This window comes from Shewanella aquimarina (assembly GCF_023349185.1).
Taxonomy (GTDB): Bacteria; Pseudomonadota; Gammaproteobacteria; order Enterobacterales; family Shewanellaceae; genus Shewanella; species Shewanella aquimarina.
Genome location: NZ_JAKIKY010000001.1, coordinates 191747 through 211294, shown reverse-complemented (window position 1 = coordinate 211294; position 19548 = coordinate 191747). Strand labels below are relative to the sequence as shown.

At 51.6% G+C, this 19548-nt stretch carries 19 protein-coding genes and 1 other RNA gene; 9 read left to right on the top strand and 11 right to left on the bottom strand.

Features of this window, described 5'->3' with window-relative positions:
• Window positions 1–181 precede the first annotated feature (181 nt).
• The 7 genes from fabV to pspF form a co-directional block, all read right to left on the bottom strand.
• Window positions 182–1384, bottom strand: coding sequence for an enoyl-ACP reductase FabV (gene fabV, locus L2731_RS00855; protein WP_239851377.1), 1203 nt, complete (start codon window positions 1382–1384; stop codon window positions 182–184).
• 104 nt (window positions 1385–1488) lie between these two features.
• The gene (locus L2731_RS00850) at window positions 1489–2274 is read right to left on the bottom strand and encodes a peptide ABC transporter ATP-binding protein (RefSeq protein ID WP_011866299.1); all 786 of its coding nucleotides are present in this window, start codon (window positions 2272–2274) and stop codon (window positions 1489–1491) included.
• Window positions 2249–3262, bottom strand: coding sequence for a peptide ABC transporter ATP-binding protein (locus L2731_RS00845; RefSeq protein ID WP_041509387.1), 1014 nt, complete (start codon window positions 3260–3262; stop codon window positions 2249–2251). Before L2731_RS00845 ends, L2731_RS00850 begins: the two co-directional genes overlap by 26 nt.
• 12 nt (window positions 3263–3274) lie before the next feature.
• The gene (locus L2731_RS00840; RefSeq protein WP_220071820.1) at window positions 3275–4165 is read right to left on the bottom strand and encodes an ABC transporter permease subunit; all 891 of its coding nucleotides are present in this window, start codon (window positions 4163–4165) and stop codon (window positions 3275–3277) included.
• Entirely contained in the window at window positions 4152–5183 is a 1032-nt protein-coding gene (locus tag L2731_RS00835; RefSeq protein WP_249251424.1) for an ABC transporter permease, read from the bottom strand. Before L2731_RS00835 ends, L2731_RS00840 begins: the two co-directional genes overlap by 14 nt.
• Complete coding sequence (locus L2731_RS00830) at window positions 5183–6823, bottom strand: ABC transporter substrate-binding protein (protein WP_249251423.1); 1641 nt, start codon at window positions 6821–6823, stop codon at window positions 5183–5185. Before L2731_RS00830 ends, L2731_RS00835 begins: the two co-directional genes overlap by 1 nt.
• A gap of 87 nt (window positions 6824–6910) precedes the next feature.
• Window positions 6911–7981, bottom strand: a complete 1071-nt coding sequence (pspF, locus tag L2731_RS00825) for a phage shock protein operon transcriptional activator (RefSeq protein ID WP_239851371.1) — start codon at window positions 7979–7981, stop codon at window positions 6911–6913.
• A gap of 177 nt (window positions 7982–8158) precedes the next feature.
• On the opposite strand from pspF, the gene pspA reads away from it, so the two are divergent.
• The 6 genes from pspA to megL all read left to right on the top strand — a co-directional run bounded on the left by pspA (window position 8159) and on the right by megL (window position 13535).
• A complete protein-coding gene (gene pspA / locus L2731_RS00820) occupies window positions 8159–8842 on the top strand; it encodes a phage shock protein PspA (protein WP_011866293.1) in 684 nt (227 codons plus the stop codon).
• A 20-nt stretch (window positions 8843–8862) separates the two neighbouring features.
• Complete coding sequence (gene pspB / locus L2731_RS00815; protein WP_041509393.1) at window positions 8863–9102, top strand: envelope stress response membrane protein PspB; 240 nt, start codon at window positions 8863–8865, stop codon at window positions 9100–9102.
• Window positions 9089–9484 carry an envelope stress response membrane protein PspC gene (pspC, locus tag L2731_RS00810; RefSeq protein ID WP_144200503.1) on the top strand — a complete coding sequence of 132 codons (396 nt, stop codon included), beginning with the start codon at window positions 9089–9091 and terminating at the stop codon, window positions 9482–9484. The genes pspB and pspC overlap by 14 nt, the downstream gene beginning before the upstream one ends.
• A 127-nt stretch (window positions 9485–9611) precedes the next feature.
• The gene (locus tag L2731_RS00805; RefSeq protein WP_249251634.1) at window positions 9612–11054 is read left to right on the top strand and encodes a YcjX family GTP-binding protein; all 1443 of its coding nucleotides are present in this window, start codon (window positions 9612–9614) and stop codon (window positions 11052–11054) included.
• A gap of 85 nt (window positions 11055–11139) precedes the next feature.
• Window positions 11140–12234 (top strand): TIGR01620 family protein, encoded by a 1095-nt coding sequence (locus tag L2731_RS00800; protein WP_249251421.1) that lies wholly within the window; start codon window positions 11140–11142, stop codon window positions 12232–12234.
• A gap of 125 nt (window positions 12235–12359) precedes the next feature.
• Window positions 12360–13535 (top strand): methionine gamma-lyase, encoded by a 1176-nt coding sequence (gene megL, locus L2731_RS00795; RefSeq protein WP_249251419.1) that lies wholly within the window; start codon window positions 12360–12362, stop codon window positions 13533–13535.
• An 82-nt stretch (window positions 13536–13617) separates the two neighbouring features.
• Here the strand turns inward: megL and L2731_RS00790 are convergent, their stop codons facing one another.
• Window positions 13618–15009 (bottom strand): SLC13 family permease, encoded by a 1392-nt coding sequence (locus L2731_RS00790; protein WP_249251417.1) that lies wholly within the window; start codon window positions 15007–15009, stop codon window positions 13618–13620.
• A gap of 391 nt (window positions 15010–15400) precedes the next feature.
• On the opposite strand from L2731_RS00790, the gene L2731_RS00785 reads away from it, so the two are divergent.
• The 3 genes from L2731_RS00785 to L2731_RS00775 all read left to right on the top strand — a co-directional run bounded on the left by L2731_RS00785 (window position 15401) and on the right by L2731_RS00775 (window position 17302).
• Entirely contained in the window at window positions 15401–15700 is a 300-nt protein-coding gene (locus tag L2731_RS00785; protein WP_041509562.1) for a ComEA family DNA-binding protein, read from the top strand.
• A 196-nt stretch (window positions 15701–15896) separates the two neighbouring features.
• An RNA gene (gene ffs / locus L2731_RS00780) (signal recognition particle sRNA small type) lies at window positions 15897–15993 on the top strand.
• 73 nt (window positions 15994–16066) lie between these two features.
• The gene (locus L2731_RS00775) at window positions 16067–17302 is read left to right on the top strand and encodes a site-specific integrase (protein WP_249251415.1); all 1236 of its coding nucleotides are present in this window, start codon (window positions 16067–16069) and stop codon (window positions 17300–17302) included.
• Window positions 17303–17540: 238 nt separating this feature from the next.
• Here L2731_RS00775 and L2731_RS00770 read toward each other — a convergent pair whose 3' ends face one another.
• From L2731_RS00770 to L2731_RS00760, 3 genes are all read right to left on the bottom strand, one after another.
• Entirely contained in the window at window positions 17541–18212 is a 672-nt protein-coding gene (locus L2731_RS00770) for a hypothetical protein (RefSeq protein WP_249251411.1), read from the bottom strand.
• Window positions 18213–18394: 182 nt separating this feature from the next.
• The gene (locus tag L2731_RS00765; protein WP_249251409.1) at window positions 18395–18694 is read right to left on the bottom strand and encodes a Rha family transcriptional regulator; all 300 of its coding nucleotides are present in this window, start codon (window positions 18692–18694) and stop codon (window positions 18395–18397) included.
• Window positions 18695–18856: 162 nt separating this feature from the next.
• Entirely contained in the window at window positions 18857–19435 is a 579-nt protein-coding gene (locus L2731_RS00760) for a recombinase family protein (RefSeq protein WP_249251407.1), read from the bottom strand.
• Window positions 19436–19548 lie beyond the last annotated feature (113 nt).

The window sequence follows — 19548 nt, the reverse complement described above, 5'->3', positions numbered from 1 at the left end:
TTTAGCCTTTTCATGACGTCTCTTACAAGCGCAGGGCTGAGAGAAGGCAGCTTTATGAGGGCGATATAGCAGGTTTCACCAATTGCGGCCTGATCGTGCCTCTGAGGCGCTTCAGGGAAAATAAGCCAGCAAACAAAAAGCCACGGCAATGGCCGTGGCTTTTTATCGATGAGCAAGCGGTTTAGAACTGCTCGACGTCGAAGTTCACCTCTGGGTTCACATCGGCGTCATAGTCTACAGACTCGATACCGAAGCCGAATAGCTTGAGGAACTCTTCCTTGTACTCACGATAGTCGGTGAGTTCGCTGAGGTTCTCTGTGGTGATGGTTGGCCATAGGTCACGGCAATGCTGCTGAATATCTTCGCGTAGTTCCCAGTCGTCCAGGCGCAGGCGGTTAGCCTCGTCGACAGCTGGTGCGGCACCATCGGCGCGGTAGAGGCGCTCGTGGAACATACGGTTGATCTGCTCCTGACAGCCTTCGTGTAGGCCCTCTTCGCGCATCTTCTTAAATACCATGGCGATGTAGAGTGGCATCACAGGAATGGCCGAGCTCGCCTGAGTGACCACACTCTTAAGTACGGCAACGTTGGCGCTACCGCCAGTGGCCGATAGCTTGTCGTTAAGTTCGTGTGCGGCGCGATCTAAGTCCATCTTGGCCTTGCCCAGGGCACCATGCCAGTAGATAGGCCAGGTCAGCTCTGTGCCTATGTAGCTGTAAGCAACTGTCTTACAGTCTGGGGTCAGAACACCGGCCTCGGCCAGGGCATTGATCCACAGCTCCCAATCCTGACCGCCCATGACGGTAACAGTGTCTTGGATCTCTTGCTCTGTAGCTGGCTCTACGCTAGTTTCGATGATCAGGTCTTTATTGGTATCAACCGCAGTAGATTTGTATGGCTCGCCAATCGGCTTCAGAGATGAGCGCACCAGTTCGCCGCTGTCAGGCAGCTTTCTTACCGGAGAGGCCAGTGAGTAGACGACCATGTCTACCTGACCCAGATCTTGCTTGATCAGCTCGATCGCTTTCTGCTTGGCTTCATGGCTGAAGGCATCACAGTTCAGGCTCTTAGAATAGAGACCGTCTTGCTTCGCAAACTTATCGAAGGCCGCTGAGTTATACCAGCCAGCCGTACCAGGCTTAGTCTCGGTACCTGGTTTTTCAAAAAAGACGCCGAGGGTTGCCGCGCCGCTGCCAAAGGCTGCCGCAATGCGCGAAGATAGACCATAGCCACTTGAAGAGCCGATCACTAATACTTTCTTAGGGCCGTTGGCGACAGGGCCTTTTGCCTTAGTGATGTTGATTTGCTCTAGTACATTTGCTTCACAGCCAACCGGATGAGTGGTGGTACAAATAAAGCCACGTGTTTTGGGTTTGATTATCATGTTTCTGCTTCTCTTGAAAAAGTGCCATAAGGATAATTAAACCAAGCTGAAATGGCACACCTTTTTTAATAATAAGACGTTAATGTTCCAGTGGTTGGATCAGTTTAACGCTTGTAGGAAAACATGGTCTGTTCCTGGATCAGACGCTGAGTATATTCATGTTCGGGGGCGTTAAATAGCTTCTCCGTGGTGGCCTTTTCCACCATCTTGCCCTGGTGCAGCACCATAATTTTATCGCTGAAATGGCGAATGATATTCATGTTGTGGGACACAAATATGTAGGAGAGTCCCATCTCCTGCTGCAGCTTGAGCAAGAGGTTAAGAATTTGTGAGCGAACCGAGAGATCAAGCGCGGTTAACGCCTCGTCGGCAATGATGATTTTTGGGTTTAACATCAAGGCCCTAGCTACCGCTACCCGTTGTTTCATCCCCTCTGAGATCATGTGAGGGTAGAAGTCGGCGTGCTCCGGCAGCAGGCCGACCTTGCGCAGGGTATCGACTACTTGGGCAAAGCGTGCCTGCTTGTCCAGATCGGTATTGAACCTTAAGGGTTCATCCAGCAGCTCACCGACTGTCAAGCGCGGGTTGAGCGAGGTGTTGGGGTCTTGGAAAATCATCCGAATGAGCCTGCAACGCTGCTTCAGGTTGCGGCTCTCTAGGGCTTCGCCTTCAAACAAGATCTCGCCATCGGTGCGCTGTTCTGCACCCACCAAGATACGCGCCAGGGTACTCTTGCCCGAGCCGGTTTCGCCCACAATTGCCAGGGTCTCGCCGCGATTAAGCTCGAAGGAGATGGGCTCCAATGCGTGGTTATATTGGCGCTTAAATCCCTTATAGCCGGCAAAAAAGGTTTTACTCAGTCGATTAACTTTTAGTAAGGGGCTCTTCATGGCATGGCTCATTGTGATAAGGGAAATGACAGGCAAAATAGCGATCTTTCTGGTGACACAGGCTAGGCTGGTTGACGCAGAGCTTCTGCGCTTGAGGGCAACGGGGGCCGAGTCGGCAACCTATGGGCAGATGCTGCAGTGCCGGCGCCGAGCCTGGTAGGGTCTGCATCATGGTCTTGTGGTGCTCGGGATTGGAGTAATCGGGAATATTATCCAAAAGCGCCTTGGTATAAGGGTGATAGGGATTGGCGATCACTTCACTGGTGACCCCAGATTCCATCACCTGACCGCTGTACATGACGGTTAGCCGGTCGCACCACTGAGAAAGCGTCTCTAATTCATGACTAATCAACAGGATAGATACATTTTGTAGCTGATTGAGCTTACTCAGTAGACGGAAGATCTGCGCCTGGGTGCGAACCTCCATCGAGTTGGTCGGCTCATCGGCGATGAGCAGCCTGGGCTGGTTGGCAACGGCGATGGCGATCATCACCTTCTGGCATTCGCCGTCGGAGAGTTCCCAGGCGTAGCTGGACATGATCTTCTGGGTCTCTTTGATACCTACCTTATGCAGCCACTGCTGAGCCTTCTTTCGCTTATCGCTGCCGCGTTTCCACCAGGGGAGTTCCTTGTTTTCTGGCATCGCCTCGATGATCTGGGTGCCGACGGCAATCGCCGGGTCTAAGCTACTGATGGGATCTTGAAAGATCATCGCCATCTCGCTGCCCATGAGCACGCGGCGTTCGCTGGGCGACATGTCCATCAGGTTCTGGCCATCCCACATCATGCGATCCGCCTGAATGGTCCAGTTGTGTCCCGGGATCCCCAGGATGGCCTTGGCCAGCAAGGTTCGGCCGGAGCCCGACTCGCCCACCAGGCCGTGGACTTCGCCCGGATTCAGGGTGAGGCTCACACGCTCCAGGGCCTTGACGCGGCCATGGGGCGTATCCAGTTCTATGGTGAGGTTTCTAATGTCCAGTAATGGCATAGCAGTGTCTCGTTAGGAGCGAATCGGCGAGAGGGCCGAACGCAGTCCGTCTCCCACCAGGTTAATGGCTAGCACGCTACAGAGAATGGCGACGCCGGGAATGGTGACCGTCCAGGGAGCGGTGAGCAGGTTGTCCAACCCCTGAGACACCATGGCGCCCCATTCCGGGCTAGGTGCCTGAGCCCCTAGGTTAAGGAAGCCCAGTGCGGCGATATCCAAGATAGCGGCCGAGATCCCTAAGGTTGTCTGAATGATCATGGTGTCCATGACGTTTGGTAGGATCACATACCAGAAGATCTGTAGGCTGTTGGCACCATCGAGTCTGGCGGCGGTGACATACTCTTTCTGTAACTCTTCGTGTACCGCCTGATGAATGGCGCGGACAAACTGCGGGGTAAGCGCGATGCCTACGGCCCAGAAGACGTTGCCAAGCCCTGGTCCTGTGACCGCCACCACTAGAATCGCCATCAGCAGCGAAGGGATAGATAACAGGGCGTCTAACAGGTGGCTCAAGATACTCGATTTGAGTCCCTTCATCATGCCCGAGATAGAACCTATGATGAAACCCAGTAGCAGGGCGGTGATAACGATTGCCAGTGCCATGCCGAAGGTCAGATGAGCACCATGGAGTAGGCGACTGAAGATGTCGCGGCCCAAGTCGTCTGTGCCGAGGAAGTGCTCCACAGTGCCTGTGGGCTCCCAGGAGGGCGCCAGTAGCAACGCCAAGGGGTCTTGATGTTCAGGGCTATATGGGGCGATAAGCGGGCCAAATAGAGCCAGAAGCAGCAGACAACAGACGGCCCAGAGCCCGGCAAAGGCGAAGGGGTTGTCGGTAAAGGCGGACCAGATCCGGCTCAGCGGCGAGGGGATATGGTCTTCCTGGTAGATTTTAATTTGCGGCATAGAGCTCTTTCCTGCTGAGGGGGTTCATTGCCGTATGGATCACCTCGATAAGAATGCTTAAGAAGATGATGATTAAGGCGACGGCGAGGATCCCACCCTGTATCACAGTATAATCCCTTTGGTAAATCCCTGAGACCAGCCAGGCGCCCACGCCAGGCCAGCTAAAGATCACCTCCACCACCATAGCATAACTGGCGAAGGCGCCGAGCATAAGGCCGAGGTTTTTCAGCACGGGAATAAAGGCGTTTGGCAATGCGTGGCGCAGCACTATGATGCTGGTGTGAAGGCCGCGGGCCTCGGCGGCCTTAATATAGGTCTGCTCCATGATGGCGATCATCGCCGCGCGGGTGATCCGCACCACCACGGTAAAGGGCAGTACTGCCAGGGTTACCGCCGGCAAGATTATATGCAGCAGGGCATCGATAAAGGCCGAGGTGGCGTACTGCGAATCCGACAGCAGGGTGTCGATCAGCAAAAAGCCGCTCACCGGGCGTATGTCGTACAGTAGGTTGATCTGCCCCGAAATTGGCAGCCAGCCCAGCTGCACCCCAAACCAGAGCGACAGCGACAGACCGAGCCAGAATACCGGAATGGAATAGCCAGTTAAGGTGATGGCCATGATGGTGTGTTGGGTGATCTTATGTTTGCTCAGAGAGGCCAGTACCCCAAGAGGCAGACCCAACACCAGGGCGATCAGCCCGGCGACAATCCCCAACTCGAAACTGGCGGGCAGCACGGCGGTGAGCTCATCGATCACCGGATTCTGCGAGGTGGCCGAAATCCCCAGGTTGCCCGATAAGCGCTGCTGTAGGTAGGCAAAAAACTGATGCAGCTGTGAGCTATCGAGTTGATAATCGCTCTCTATTTGTGCCAGCTCCTGGCTGGTCGGCGACTGAAGTCCGGTCAAGGCAAAGGTATGCTCGACGGGAAATTTGCTGGTAACGATAAACATTACCAGGAAGAGAACCAGTGAGGTTGCCAGGAAAAGGTTTAACCTGCGGATCAGATATCTGGCCATTAGTTGCTCTCCTTGTTATCGCCTTCAGGGCGATTTGGGGAAGTCTTGGTAAAGGAGATGCCACCGAAGGGGGTTAGCTTAGCTTCGGTTACCGATTTCTGTTTCACTACCATGCGCGTGGCGTGGGCGAAGGGGAGCAAAGGCACCTGCTCTGCTACATATTGCTCTGCCTCCTGGTAGAGGCGCGCGCGTTTCTCTCTGTCTGTGGTGGACTTGGCCGCATTGAGAATATGGTCGAAGGCGGGGTCGCACCAGCGTGAGCGATTGCTATTTGAGCCCACCGAGGCGCAGCTCAAGATAGGGGTAAAGAAGTTGTCGGGATCGCTGTTATCGGCGTTCCATCCGATTAAGACCGAATCGTAACCGCGTTGGCTCAGCTTCTGGTTGAAGACGCTCCAGTCGTAGTTGACGATATTGACCTTGACGCCTATGTTGGCCAGATCCGCCTGGATCAGTTCGGCGGTCTTGTGGGCGTTAGGGTTGTAGATACGCGCGACCGGCATGGCCCAGATGTCTATGGTGAGCTTATCTACCCCGGCTTCTTTAAGGAGCTCGCGCGCCTTCTCAGGGTTGTAATCGATCATCTTCTCGTTGGCCGAGTAGGCCCAGGAGAGTGGCGGCAGCAGGCCCACGGCCTCTTCGGCCGTCTTCTGATACACGGCCCTGAGAATGTTCTCTTTGTCTATGGCGTGGGCCAGTGCGCGGCGTACCCTGACATCGTTAAAGGGGATCCGCTCGGTATTAAAGGCCCAGAAGGCCACGTTAAATCCGGGGAGCGACTCCACCTCGAGATCCTCTTTCTCGATTACTACCGGCAGCTCACCGGCCTTAGGCAGGGCCGAGACGTTACAGTCGCCGGTGATAAGCTTGGCCAGGCGAGTGGTGCTCTTTGGCGTGATATCAAACACCAGCTGGTCGACCTCTGGGGTCAGGCGCCAATAGTAGGGATTACGGTAGTAACGAATGAAGTCGTTCTTGACGTAATCGATCAGCCTGAAGGGCCCGGTCCCTATGGCCTGTCTATCCAGCAACTCTTCCTGGCCCGTGCGCTGGAGTTGGTCGGCATATTCTTTAGAGAGGATCACCGCAAAGCCTGTTGCCAGGTTAGAGAGGAAAGAGGCGTCCTTATGCTTGAGATGAAAAGCGACATGGTAATCGTCAATCTTCTCTATGTCGTCGATAAGCTCGGCAAAGCCGATACTCTGGAAGAAGGGATAACCGCTTTTAGAGACAAAGTGATAGGGGTTGTCGGTATCTATGATGCGGTTGAAAGAGAAAATCACATCGTCGGCATTAAAGTTGCGACTCGGGGTAAATATGTCGGAGCGATGAAATTGCACGTCCTGGCGAAGCTCAAAGGTGTAGACCTTCTCATCATCGCTGAGGTGCCAGGAGGTGGCGAGAGACGGGGTCATCTCACCGGTTCTGGCGTCGTAATCCACCAGACCGTCGTAAAGCTGCTGTGAGGTTGCATCGACCGTGGTACCAGAGGTGACCAATTGGGGGTTGAAGGACTCAGGGTTGCCTTCAGAGCAATAGACCAATCCCGAGGGCACTCGCGTCGGTCCACAGGCCGACAACAGTGGCACGATACAACAAAACGCCGAACCTAACGTGAGACGTTTGAGCAGCTCTTTCATCAGCAGATGTAATAGTTATTTGAATGGAGAGGTTTATTTTAACAGTGGGATGGAGTCAGGGGCAAACATCATCTGCCCCTGCTGGTCTTATTTGTCCAGTAAGTTGTATTTTTTTAAGATGCCTCTCAGCTGATGGTAGCTGAGTCCGAGCAGCTCCGCCGTCTTCTTCTGGTTGTATTGCCCTGATTCCAGCGCCTTCTTAAGCAGCATGATCTCCTGCTGCTCACAATGCTCTTTAAAGTCCAGTGGGAAGCTGATATCTAGGTCGTTAGCCTTGTTCGTTGATTCGGTAGCGGGCGTCGCTGGACTCTCCTGCTCAATGGCCTGTTCACTCTGCGCCTGACGGGACTTGGTCTTGACGCGGTTGGTCGGTCTATAAGGGGAAGCAAAGGGATCTATGATAATGCTGTCGATTGGTTCTTCCAGATCCGTATTACGGTAGACGGCGCGTTCGACCACGTTCTTCAACTCACGGATATTGCCCGGCCAGTGATAATCCAGTAATTGCTCGATGGCATTGCGACTAAAGCCGTCAAATTGCTGCTGTTTCAGCTGGCGAGCCATACCTATGGCGAAATATTCGGCCAGGGGCATGATATCTTCCGGGCGATGGCGCAGCGGCGGCAGGGTGATCACATCGAACGCCAGGCGGTCGAGTAGGTCGGCCCTAAATTCCCCCGCTTCGGCCAGTGAGGGCAGATCTTCGTTGGCCGCGCATACCAGACGCACATCCGTCTGTACCGTCTTGCTGCCCCCCACACGTTCAAACTCGCCATATTCGATGACGCGAAGCAGTTTCTCTTGGATCAAACCAGAGGTGTTGGCTAGCTCGTCTAAAAACAGGGTGCCGCCATCGGCGCGCTCGAACCGTCCCTCGTGTTTCTTATTGGCGCCGGTGAAGGCGCCGGCATCGTGGCCGAAGAGCTCGCTCTCCAATAGATTTTCACTGAGCGATGAACAATTTAGCTTAATAAAGCTTTGATCCCAGCGTTTGGAGAGATAATGTAGGCGCTCGGCGATCAATTCTTTACCGGTTCCGCGCTCGCCAATAATTAAGACCGGCTTAGATAAGGGTGCAATTTTTGAAACGTGCTCAAGGACTTCCAGTAGAGCGTTCGACTGACCTATGAGGTTGTCTTGTTGAAATTGATTGGCCACTTTATTTTTTAGTCTTTCACGCTAATTATTGGTGAAAATTATAATATGTGCCCTGTGAAATAAAATAAAGAAAAAGTTATAAATATGTTTAACTGATTGTTTTTAATCGGTATAGTTAAGTTGGCACACTTAATGTATTAATCTAGGCGAAACCAACATAAATTTGAGGACAGTATTATGGGAATTTTCTCTCGCTTTGCAGATATTATTAACTCGAATATCAGCGCATTACTCGATAAAGCAGAAGATCCAGAAAAAATGGTTCGCCTGATCATCCAAGAGATGGAAGATACGTTAGTGGAAGTTCGTTCTACCTCGGCCAAGGTACTGGCAGAGAAGAAAGAGATCATTCGTCGTATCGCTAAGGTGCAGGAGCAGGTTCAGGATTGGCAGGATAAGGCAGAACTGGCACTGTCGAAAGACCGTGAAGATCTGGCCAAGGCCGCGCTGCTTGAAAAGCAAAAGGCCAGTGAGCTGGCAAGCACCCTAGAGCAGGAGCTAGTGGTTGTCGAAGAGCAGATCGCACGCCTGAAAGAGGAAGTGAACCTGCTGCAAGAGAAATTGGCCGACGCCAAGGCACGTCAGAAGACTATCATTATGCGTAAGCAGACTGCGTCTTCTCGCCTGGAAGTGAAGCGTCAGCTGGATTCGAGCAAAATTGACAATGCCATGAGCCGTTTCGAGCAGTATGAGCGTCGTGTCGAAGGGCTGGAGTCACAGGTGGAAGCCTATGATCTGGGTAACCAGAAGACACTGAATGACGAATTCGCCGCGCTGGAAGCTGAAGATGCCGTTAGTGCAGAGCTAGAAGCCCTGAAGGCTAAGGTAAAAGCAGCAAAAGCCAAGAAACAGACTAAATAACAACAATTCTGAGGTGAGTTATGGATTTGGATTTACTAATAGCCCCAATTATTATCTTTATGGTAGTGGTGGCGCCCATCTGGCTGGTTCTGCACTATCGTAGCAAACGCCAAGTGAGCCAGGGACTCACTGAAGAAGAGTATGCTCAGCTCAATGAGCTAATTGGCAAAGCTGATAAAATGGCCCAACGCATAGAGACATTGGAAGCGATTTTAGATAGCGAGGCCCCGCAGTGGAGGAATCGAGATGAGCGAATCTAAGGGACGACCCTTATATCGAATCCCCGAGTCAGGCAAGATAGCTGGAGTGTGCGCAGGGATAGCGGACTACTTCAACTTCGAAACCTGGTTGGTCAGAGTGGTCGCCGCATCGATATTTTTGCTTGGGGGATCGGGGGTTATTCTTATCATCTACGTACTACTCTGGATGATTCTGGATATCAAACCCGGCAGCGCAAAGAACAAGCAACAACACAAGGAGATCGAGGTGAAGAAGAAGGTATGGCAGGCAGGAGAGCCGGCTAAGGCCGCCTTGAGAGACGTCAACAACCAGTTCCGCGATTTAGAACTTAGGTTGCAGCATCTTGAAAGGCACGTCACCTCGGACAGCTTCGATCTTAAACAACAGATCAACAATCTTTAAATCCTTTCAATGGGCGGTGTATACCGCCCTTAGCCGTATTAAGATTAGAAGCCTTTAGCCTTTAGCCTTTAGCCTTTAGCTATAAGCTCTTAGCCATAAAGCCCTTAGCCAATAGTAAAAGCAAATGATGAATTCATTTAACCGCTCACTTCGTCAACTCGGCCATCACTCCAAGTCACTGGTTAAACGCACCACGGACAATCATGTTCGCCTGGCGGTGACTGGCTTATCGGGCGCGGGAAAGACCGCCTTTATTACCGGACTGGTCAATCAACTGCTGCATGCCGGTGTCGGTCAGCGCCACAATGCGCTGTCACTATTACAGGTCTCCCGTGAGGGGCGCTTACACGGGGTGAAACGTGCGCTACAGCCGGATCTGACCATAGCGAGTTTCGACTATGAGGGCGCCATGAGCGCTTTATGCGGCGAGAAGCCTGCCTGGCCACAATCGACCCGTACCATCAGCGAGCTGCGCCTGGCCATTCGATACCAGCCTTCGGCAGGCTTTAGGGCGAAATTTACCGACAGCGCGACGCTTTATTTGGACATAGTGGATTACCCCGGCGAATGGCTGCTGGATCTGCCTATGCTCAAGCTGAGCTTTAAGGCCTGGTGCCAGACGCAGGCGCGCCGCGATGCCGTGTTGTCCCAGAGTGCCCATTATCAGGCCTTCGTGTCTGCATGTAGAGCGCTAGACCTGACCCAGAACGCCGATGAACTCAAGTTAAAGCATATCGCCAGTCTCTATCAGGCCTTGCTGGTGGATTTAGTCGAGCAGCAAGGCTTCTATCATGCGCAGCCCGGCCGCATGTTGCTGCCGGGAGAGCTCGCAGATACGCCCATACTAGCGTTTTTTCCTTTGCTGCATCTCAGTGAGACCGAGTTAGATGCGGCCGAAGAGAGTCCGAAGCACTCCTATTATCAGGTGTTGAAGCAGCGCTATCACAGCTATGTTAGCCAGGTGGTGAAACCCTTCTATCGAGACTACTTTGCGAAGTTCGACCGCCAGTTGGTGTTGGTCGATTGCCTCACGCCGCTCAATCGAGGTAAGGCACAGTTTGATGATATGACAGGGGCGATCGACGCCATCATGGAGAGTTTTCATTTCGGCCAGTCCAACCTGCTGAGACGACTATTCGCGCCTCGGATCGACAGGCTGCTGTTTGCTGCCAGTAAGGTCGATCACATCACCCGGGATCAGCAGAGCAATGTGTTGTCGCTTTTGTCTCATCTGGTGAAACGCAGTCAGCAACACGCCCAGTTTGAGGGATGCGACGTCGAGGTGATGGCGATCAGTGCCATCAAGGCGACTCAGCACGGCATGGTGCAGAGCCAGGGAAAATCGGTCGAGGTGGTGAAGGGGATAGAGCTTGCTTCAAACCAAGAGGTGACCATGTTCCCCGGCGAAGTCCCCACTCACTTACCTGGTGGCGATTTCTGGCGAAAGCAAGGATTTGAGTTTGTCGATTTCGCCCCGCCGCGACTGGCCGAGTCTGGCCATCAGGCGCAGTTTGAGCATATACGCCTGGATCACCTGTTGCAGTTTTTGCTCGGCGACAAGCTGAGTTAAATCGAGCACTTAGGTGTAGAGAGCTAGTTGTTAGAAAGCTAGCTGTTAGAAAGTATGCATTGCAAAGAGGGCACCGAAAAGCGTTATGAGTAAAGCCGATATGCAGATTGAAAAGAAGCAAGTGTTCGAGCCAGAGCAGGCCTTAAGCGTTACTCAGCTCAAGGCGGCAGAGCGCTTCGATGATCAGGTGGTGTTCGAGGATGCCGAGACAGGCGAACTCGACGAAGCGGCGCTTCAGGCACTGGTGCCTGAGCTTGACGGCATCGTTAGCAAGTCGCCATCTGGTGCGCGTCGGCGTTCATGGTCCTGGCTGGCTAAGGCATCATTGCTCGGTATAGGAAGCATATTGCTGGTGGAGCTAGTGCTGACCTTAAAAGAGGCATGGGGGCAAAGCCCCTGGCTGTTTGGCCTCTATGGCGGCGTCACGGCCATCGTCAGTCTGTGGGCGATAACCATAGGCGTTAAAGAGTGGCGTCAATTAAGGCGGCTGCGTGCGGTAGAAGAGGCCCAGGCGGTAAGTGAGCGCTTATCTCAGAGTATGCAGAGAGGCGAGGCAGACAGCTTCATCGATAAGCTGATCTCGAACCTGCCTGAAGATATCGATACCAAGGGCTATTATCGCCTAGTGCACGAGGAGCATAACGACGCCGAGCGCTTGATCTTGTTCGAGAGCAGCGTGCTGCCACAGGTCGATGCCAAGGCGAAGAAGCTAGTGCATAGATATGCCAGTGAGTCGGCACTCCTGTTGGCGGCCAGTCCTATTGCTGTGCTGGATATGGCGCTCATACTCTGGCGCAACCAGAAGATGATAGCTGAGCTGGCGAGGTGTTATGGCATAGAGCTGGGTTACTGGAGCCGCATCAAGCTTATCCGGTCGGTGATCACTAACATCATCTACGCAGGTACCAGTGAGCTAGTCACAGATATCGGGACTCAGCTGTTTTCGCTGGAGATCTCGGGCAAGCTTTCCGCCAGGTTGGCACAGGGACTAGGCGGCGGACTGCTTACCGCACGTTTAGGCTATCAGACCATGCGCCTGTGTCGTCCCGTGGTGTTTACGCCAGAATCTCAACCTAAGCTAAGCAAGATACACACAGCTTTGCTTGGCGAGCTGAAAGACTTCTCTTTCAGCGTCCTAGGTAAAACGCCTGTTCGTAACAAAGATTTTACATCTAAGTAGGGGATAATTTTTCGCGACAGGTTTACTCTATGCCCCGAAACTGGGCAAGTTAGTGCATCGCTGCCACGCCAAGACAATAAATATAAGCCAACAATAATAGGCAGCGAGTATGACGGAGAAAGTGTATGCAAGATAAATGGAAACTTGCCACTCAGGTGATCCATGCTGGGCATGAGGCCAATCAGCATGGCGCCTTGGTATCCCCTTTGGTGCAAAGTGCCACCTTTACCTTTGAGAATGTCGAGCAGGGCGGTGATTGCTTTGCCGGCGAACAACAAGGCTATATCTACACTCGTCTCGGTAATCCCACCACGGCAGAGCTCGAACGCAAGATGGCTGTGCTGGAAGGCAGCGAGGCGGCTGCCGCGACCGCATCTGGCATGGCGGCGGTGTCGGCGGCCCTGTTGACTAACCTAAGTCAAGGTGACCACCTGGTCGCATCCAAGGCTGTCTATGGCTGTACCTTTGCCTTGATGACAGAGCAGTTTAAACGCTTCGGTATCGAGGTTACCCTAGTGGATTTTTGCGAGGTGGCCAACATAGAGCAGGCCATTCGCCCCAACACTAAGGCGTTGTTTTGCGAGACGCCCGTTAACCCCCATCTGGATGTGTATGATCTCGCCGCCATTGCAGCACTGGCCAAGCGCCATCAGCTGGTCAGTATCGTCGACAACACCTTTATGACGCCACTGTTGCAACGCCCGCTGAGCATGGGGATAGACATGGTGATCCACAGTGCGACTAAGTATCTCAACGGTCATGGTGACGTGATCGCCGGAATCGTCTGTGGCACCGAGGAGATGATCACTAAGGTCAAGCTTGAGGTGCTTAAGGATATCGGCGGGGTGATCTCGCCGCACGATGCCTGGTTGATCCTAAGAGGGCTCAAGACCTTAGATGTGAGACTGGCGCGCCACTGCGATAACGCCGAGCGGGTAGCTAATTACCTTGAGCAGCATCCTAAGGTGGCCAGAGTCTATTATCCTGGCCTCAAGGGACATTCGGGCCATGCCCTGCTGGGTAAGCAGATGCTCAGGGCCGGCGGTGTGGTCGCCTTCGAACTCAAAGGCAGCTTCGATGCCGCCAAGGCGTTCGCTAATCGACTCAAGCTCTTTAAAATTGCGGTCAGTCTGGGGGATGCCGAGTCGTTGATCCAGCATCCTGCCTCTATGACGCATTCCCCCTATTCGCCAGAGGCCAGAATGGACGCTGGCATAGGCGATAGCCTGTTGAGGATCTCCCTAGGCCTGGAAGACAGCGATGACATCATTGCCGATCTGGCGCAGGCCTTCGGAGAATAGCCTAAAGCTTGGAGTCGATAACAGTGATGTGAGCCGTTAGCTTCGATCAATAAAAAAGCCTGCGATTGCAGGCTTTTTACTTTTAGATGGTCCAGAACAGATGGGCGATCACATAGAGCGCCAACATGCTGATGAAGTTGATGATCACCCCGGCGCGCATCATCTCAGATTGCTTGATAAAGCCAGAGCCGTACACGATGGCGTTCGGCGGCGTGGCGACCGGCAACATGAAGGCGCAGGATGCGGCGATACCTATGAGTACGGAGAGCATCACAGGCGACAAACCAAGGGCCTCGGCGATGGCGGCAAATACGGGAACCAAGAGGGCGGCGCTGGCGGTGTTACTGGCAAATTCGGTCAGCATCACCACGAAGAAGATCACCGCAAAGGTAAACAGCGCCATATGGGTATTACCAAAGATATCAGTCACCCAGTGTGCCAGGAAGACGCTGGTGCCCGTGGCCTTAAGGATGGCGCTCAGTGTGAGACCGCCGCCGAAGAGGATCAGCACGCCCCAATCTGTAGTTTTCTCTATCTTCTTCCAGTCGACCAGGCCAAGCCCCGCGAGCATCACTACCGAGCCCAGTGCCACTATGGTGTCGAATTGTTTAATTCCCCCCAGCGAGGTGGAGATGGGCTTGCTGAAGATCCAGCAGCAGACCGTGGTGATGAAGATCAGCAGGGTAAGCTTGCCCTGCATGGTGAGATGCTCGTTGCTCTTGGGGATCTCACAGACCACATTCAGATTGGGCTTAAGGTAGAGATAGAGGGCAATCAACATGCTAGGCAGCATCAGTGCAACGGTTATAAGACCAAACTCAAGCCAGTCGGCGAAGCTCAGGCCCACCTGGGCGGCGGCAATCGCATTTGGCGGGCTACCGACCAGAGTGCCTATGCCGCCAATGTTGGCCGAGTAGGCGATACCCAGCAGCATGAAGAGGTAAGTGCTTCTGTGCTCCTTGAAATCCAGTTGTCTCAGGATCCCAAGCGCAAGTGGTAGCATCATGGCCGCGGTGGCCGTGTTGCTGATCCACATGGAGAGCAGGGCTGTGATCCCAAACAGTAGCATGCAGGCGATGCTGAGCTTACCCTTGGAGGCGGTTAATACCTTCTGAGCGATGCGTCTATCGATTCCTTGATGACTTAGCGCTGCGGCCAGCACGAAGCCACCGAAGAACAGGTAGATGATAGGATTGGCGAAGTTGCTCATGGCCGCCTTAGTTTCGAATACCCCTAACAACACCCCCATGATGGGGATCAGAATGGCGGTGACGCTGATGTGAATCGCCTCGGTCAACCAGAGCACGGCGGCGAAGACCAAGATGGCAATGCCGGTATTTACGCCAGGCTCGAAAGGTAGAAAGTTATAGAGCAAGACAAAGAGTAGGATATCGCCAAACAAGATGGGCAAGTTGGTTTGAGGCGCCGACTTAGGTGGTGCGGCGAGCGCCTCTTGTGTGGTGTCGAGGGACATAGGGTTTCCTTAATTATTATTTTGGCGCTCTACACTAGCCTAGCGGTTGCGCTGCGCAACAAAATTTTTATGTGGCAAAGCTACATATTTCACTTTTGGTGGCGTGATCTGCCTCGCCTTGTTTGAGTCATATGAGGCGTTGATCACGCGGTAGTGACGCTTGGCGATCAATTTTTTTTACGACGGCTGGGTAAAGGGGTGCTAATTAATAACAGACTGAAATAAATTAATATAATTTATTTTGTGATCTATATCTCGGCGAGCCCTGCGCGGTTTGTTTGGCTGTCACGTATTGGCGAAATTTTTGAAGCTGTTCTATGTTTTCGAGGTGGCCGAGGAAAAAGGATTGTTGGCCATGCATACCATAAGGACATTTAAGGAGAGCCCCTCAATGAAAAACCTACTTTTAGCCGCGCTCGTCGTGGCGTCATTTTCCCTCTTTCCCGCTCTGGCTGCCGAACAGGTTTCTATACCTGCTGACACGGCCCAGGCGAGCCTGACCCAGGTTAATATCAATACCGCAAGCGCCCAAGAGTTGACTCAACTCAAGGGTATAGGTGAAGCTAAGGCATCTGCCATTGTGGAATACCGAGATGCCCATGGTAATTTCAATAGTATTGAAGAATTAACCCGGGTAAAAGGTATCGGCCCCAAGGTGCTTGAACAGAATAGGGCGATCCTGTCTCTGTAGTGACATTTGTAGTGGCACCCGTAGCGACGCCAAAGGTCGATGGAATTTAGCCCGCACTCGCGGGCTTTTGTTTATAGATTCGGCAGTTGGGCCTATTCTGGTGATTACTCTTGGTTATTGACTTGATCGCCGGGCTGCCATAGTAGATAATGCACGCCGTCTTAAGGATTTAATTGCTTAAGCATCTATGGTGACCCTAGGGTCCCCCCGCAATGATAACTTGTGAACTCGGCCAGGCCCGGAAGGGAGCAACCGCAGCAGGCGACTCATGTGCCGGGGTGTGGCTCTAGGGGAACCTCCAATTCTAACTATTATCAACGAGTTAACTCAGAAATGCCTCAGGTGATACACTTGGTGGTACACTCGATGATAAATAGTCTATCTAAAAATCCTCCTTATCTGTTTCAATCTCGTCATGGGATCTGGTATGCGCGAATTGTCGTGCCTGAAGCTCAGCAAGGCATTTTAGGCAAGCGGGAAATCAGAAAGTCACTCGCCACCAGAGACAGATTGGAAGCTGTTCGCAAATCTTGGCGGGTGTTGAGTCAGCTACAAAGTGTTGCCGAAGCTGGTAGCCTCGAAAGCAAGGAGTCGACTCATACCTTAACCCCCACCAAAGATTCGGCCCCAGTTACTACAAGCGCTGTCAGCACTCGCAAAGCAAAGTTACCCAGACTCACTCAAGTTGTGGAAGAGTTTTGCCAAGAGAAACTTAAGCAAGGTTCTTGGTCACCTCATAGTGAACAAGTTAACCGTATGACGTTTAAGGATATGGTTAGTCTTTTAGGCGACATACGGCTTGATCAATTCACCTTGGCTAAGGCATTGGAGTACAAGCGATACTTCTCCTCTAAAGCTGACCTATCAGTATCTACAGTTAACAAGCGATTGACTCGCGTCTCAGCACTATTACATTGGGCTGGCCTTCATTACGGTACTGGTAACCCTATGGCAGGCTTAAGTATTAAGGTGTCTACTAAGGTCAAGACGTCAAAGGCTAGGGATGCTTTAAGCGAGGCTAAAATCAAGCAACTATTCAGAGAGCTCCCTCCTACCTCTGAGCTTAAATTCCCCTATAGAGCATGGCTACCTAGACTCGCGGCTTATACTGGAGCAAGGTTAGGGGAGCTAGCTCAACTCTACTTAGATGACTTCATCGTTATTGACGGTTACCCCTGCATCTTGATTAGAGCGACACACTCAGACCAATCTATTAAGACTGCGACTAGCGAACGTGTCATTCCAATTCACCCTAAACTAATCGCTATGGGTTTCCTTCAGTACGCAGAAAAGCAAAGGCTTAGCGGGCAGGAGAGACTGTTTCCTGAACTTAGGAGGCAAGCTATTAGGGGGTATTCCCATCAAGTATCTAAATGGTTTTGTACCTTTAAGGCAAAGCTTGGTTGGACTAAGAGGGACACCCTGCACGGTATTCGTCACGCGGTCGCCACTCAGCTTAAGCATAAAGAGTATAGTTCTGACCTAGTGGCAGGGTTACTTGGTCATGCTCATGGCTCGATAACCTTTGACCGGTACGGTAAAGAGTACAAGGTTGAGAACATGTTGAAGTTAGTTAAGGCTCTAGATTGGGGGGATGCTTAATCCTTGCAAATGCATGGTGTTGATACTGTGTGCTTTGGGCTATTTAAGGTCGTGCATTCAATAGACCTGCTGTGCTCCGCCATTGGCTGACAGTTGACTACACCCAGAAAAAAACGCACACCCACAAAAGGCCTAAAACCCTTATGTACCAAGGGATGTAGAGGTTTAGGTGATGTATGACCCATATTCATATGGACTAAAGCGATATGTTTCAGAAAACTAAAGGGTGACCTTTTGGTTAAGCCGCATTCTTGAACTCTAGTCCTATGACTATTGAGGGGAGGCTAGCAACGACTTCTTTGAATCGTTTTGGGGATAGCTTTTTGATTGTCGGCTTGTTGTAGCTGTCATACAGTTCAAAGGTTTCAGCTGTCTCTTCTGTATCATTGGTGTCTAAAGCCTTTGATGCTTCACAGAGGGGATCAAGATAGTGCCGTTTTCTTTCAACCCTTCTTGACTCCATTGACGGTCCAAAACGGTCGTAGAAATAGTCTTCGATGTAATTAGTATAAAGTGCGTACCAACGCTTATAGATTTTACTTAGACACTCTCCTGTTTCTGGGTCAATGAACCAGCCTATTTGTCTCTCTTTTTTGGTGAAGTTAATCGCTTCATTGTAATCACGAAGAGACCATAGGATAGAGTGAAAGTGATGTTCTATAGGGTGCAATCTTGCATATACGGATAGGCTTAACATTAAGGCTGTAGATTGGTCTGCCCCAACAATCTCTCTAATCACGTCTTGCTTTTTAAGTGTTCGCATTAGACGACCAACCTTGTCCCGAGAGACTTTTAAGCTTCTCCCTATCGCTGAATCGTTTAGTTGAAAGGTATTCTCGCGCCTATCGAAACACTCTTTGCTCAAGACTATCTTATCTAATAGTTCTCTTTGGTTTTTGTTAACTTTCAAGACTCATGCTCCTACTACGAAGTGAAGAAAACCGTGAGGACTTACGCCTCCTTATTCTTAAGGGGGGGATAAATAGATTGGGGTCAGGTACGGACTACTTGATGGCTTAGTAAGGGGCACGGATGGAGGCATTAACAGGGTAACGGACAAGAAAGATGATTGAAGAAGACCGTTGTTGATAGTTATCTGTTGGGAAGGTTTGGTTTGTTTAAGAAGGATAGGTCTAATCTCACAATCCCTTCTAGCTGTTGCCAGCGTTTAACAATCTTGTACCTCATAGCCATGTCATAGCCAGAGATAAGGGTCAGCGTTAGGTCTTTATTTAGGCAGTAATGCTCAGCGGGTCGGCCTCTACCGCCGCTGCGAATATTATCCAGTTTTGGATGAAATTCATTTGGTAAACCCACCATCATCAATCGAATGTCACGCTTGACGTGGCTGTGCTGCTTGCCTGTTAGTTCTGCAATTTCCAAAGAGGTCATTGCTAGTTGCTGTCATGGGTCAACTAGAGTATGCCGTAAGCAGCCCTCTAATTGATCCGCTATGGAGAGATAAAGGGGAGGGAGTAAGAAGGGTAGGTTAATCGTAACCGTCTGGTATTTGGCTTCTTAGAGCGTCCTTGCTCATTGTCTATCCAGAGATTGTTAAGAGGCCTTTCTGCCGTTCCAATAGCGCTTAACTGTAGATAGCGATAAGCCTGTTGCTTTCACCGCTTTAGCTTGTGATAACCCTTTAGCTTTAGCGTCTAAAACGGCCTGTACGGTGGAGTCAGCCATTGGTCTACCCAGTCTTTTACCTTCTGCTTTTGCGCGCTGTAGACCTTCGTTGGTGCGCTCCCTGATCCTATCCTTCTCAAACTCAGCAAAGGCTGTCATTAGCGAGAGCATGAGCTTACCTTCTGGGGAGTTTAGGTTTGAGACTGGAAGGTCTAGCGATTGGACGCTAATCCCTTTCTTAGTCAGTAACTCAATCGTTGAAAGCACATCGATAGCATTGCGGCCTAATCGGTCGAGCTTTAAGACTACCAACCTGTCACCAGCTTCAAGCTTGTTCTCAACTAGGTTCTTAAATTCGGGGCGTTCCATTGCCATTACACCACCTGAGATTGACTCACTAATCACTCGGTCAGGTCTGAGTTCAGGTACTTTCTCTTTTAGCTGGTGGGCTTGTGTCTCTGCATTCTGCTCAAGTGTAGATACACGACAATAAGCAAATGTTCTCATAATCCTTTCCTTTGGTGTCAACAATTGGTGTCAACTATAAATGTTGGTGTCAACAAGTTAAAGCCCTAGGTTGTTGGACTGTGATTGCTCTCTCATTGTCTGGTGTCATTAAA

What these genes read in the sequence shown, in the direction of transcription:
- fabV (WP_239851377.1), bottom strand. Translation starts at nt 1,384, where the DNA reads ATGATAATCAAACCCAAAACACGTGGCTTTATTTGTACCACCACTCAT.
- L2731_RS00850 (WP_011866299.1), bottom strand. Translation starts at nt 2,274, where the DNA reads ATGAAGAGCCCCTTACTAAAAGTTAATCGACTGAGTAAAACCTTTTTT.
- L2731_RS00845 (WP_041509387.1), bottom strand. Translation starts at nt 3,262, where the DNA reads ATGCCATTACTGGACATTAGAAACCTCACCATAGAACTGGATACGCCC.
- L2731_RS00840 (WP_220071820.1), bottom strand. Translation starts at nt 4,165, where the DNA reads ATGCCGCAAATTAAAATCTACCAGGAAGACCATATCCCCTCGCCGCTG.
- L2731_RS00835 (WP_249251424.1), bottom strand. Translation starts at nt 5,183, where the DNA reads ATGGCCAGATATCTGATCCGCAGGTTAAACCTTTTCCTGGCAACCTCA.
- L2731_RS00830 (WP_249251423.1), bottom strand. Translation starts at nt 6,823, where the DNA reads ATGAAAGAGCTGCTCAAACGTCTCACGTTAGGTTCGGCGTTTTGTTGT.
- pspA (WP_011866293.1), top strand. Translation starts at nt 8,159, where the DNA reads ATGGGAATTTTCTCTCGCTTTGCAGATATTATTAACTCGAATATCAGC.
- pspB (WP_041509393.1), top strand. Translation starts at nt 8,863, where the DNA reads ATGGATTTGGATTTACTAATAGCCCCAATTATTATCTTTATGGTAGTG.
- pspC (WP_144200503.1), top strand. Translation starts at nt 9,089, where the DNA reads ATGAGCGAATCTAAGGGACGACCCTTATATCGAATCCCCGAGTCAGGC.
- L2731_RS00805 (WP_249251634.1), top strand. Translation starts at nt 9,612, where the DNA reads ATGAATTCATTTAACCGCTCACTTCGTCAACTCGGCCATCACTCCAAG.
- L2731_RS00800 (WP_249251421.1), top strand. Translation starts at nt 11,140, where the DNA reads ATGAGTAAAGCCGATATGCAGATTGAAAAGAAGCAAGTGTTCGAGCCA.
- megL (WP_249251419.1), top strand. Translation starts at nt 12,360, where the DNA reads ATGCAAGATAAATGGAAACTTGCCACTCAGGTGATCCATGCTGGGCAT.
- L2731_RS00790 (WP_249251417.1), bottom strand. Translation starts at nt 15,009, where the DNA reads ATGTCCCTCGACACCACACAAGAGGCGCTCGCCGCACCACCTAAGTCG.
- L2731_RS00785 (WP_041509562.1), top strand. Translation starts at nt 15,401, where the DNA reads ATGAAAAACCTACTTTTAGCCGCGCTCGTCGTGGCGTCATTTTCCCTC.
- L2731_RS00775 (WP_249251415.1), top strand. Translation starts at nt 16,067, where the DNA reads ATGATAAATAGTCTATCTAAAAATCCTCCTTATCTGTTTCAATCTCGT.
- L2731_RS00765 (WP_249251409.1), bottom strand. Translation starts at nt 18,694, where the DNA reads ATGACCTCTTTGGAAATTGCAGAACTAACAGGCAAGCAGCACAGCCAC.
- L2731_RS00760 (WP_249251407.1), bottom strand. Translation starts at nt 19,435, where the DNA reads ATGAGAACATTTGCTTATTGTCGTGTATCTACACTTGAGCAGAATGCA.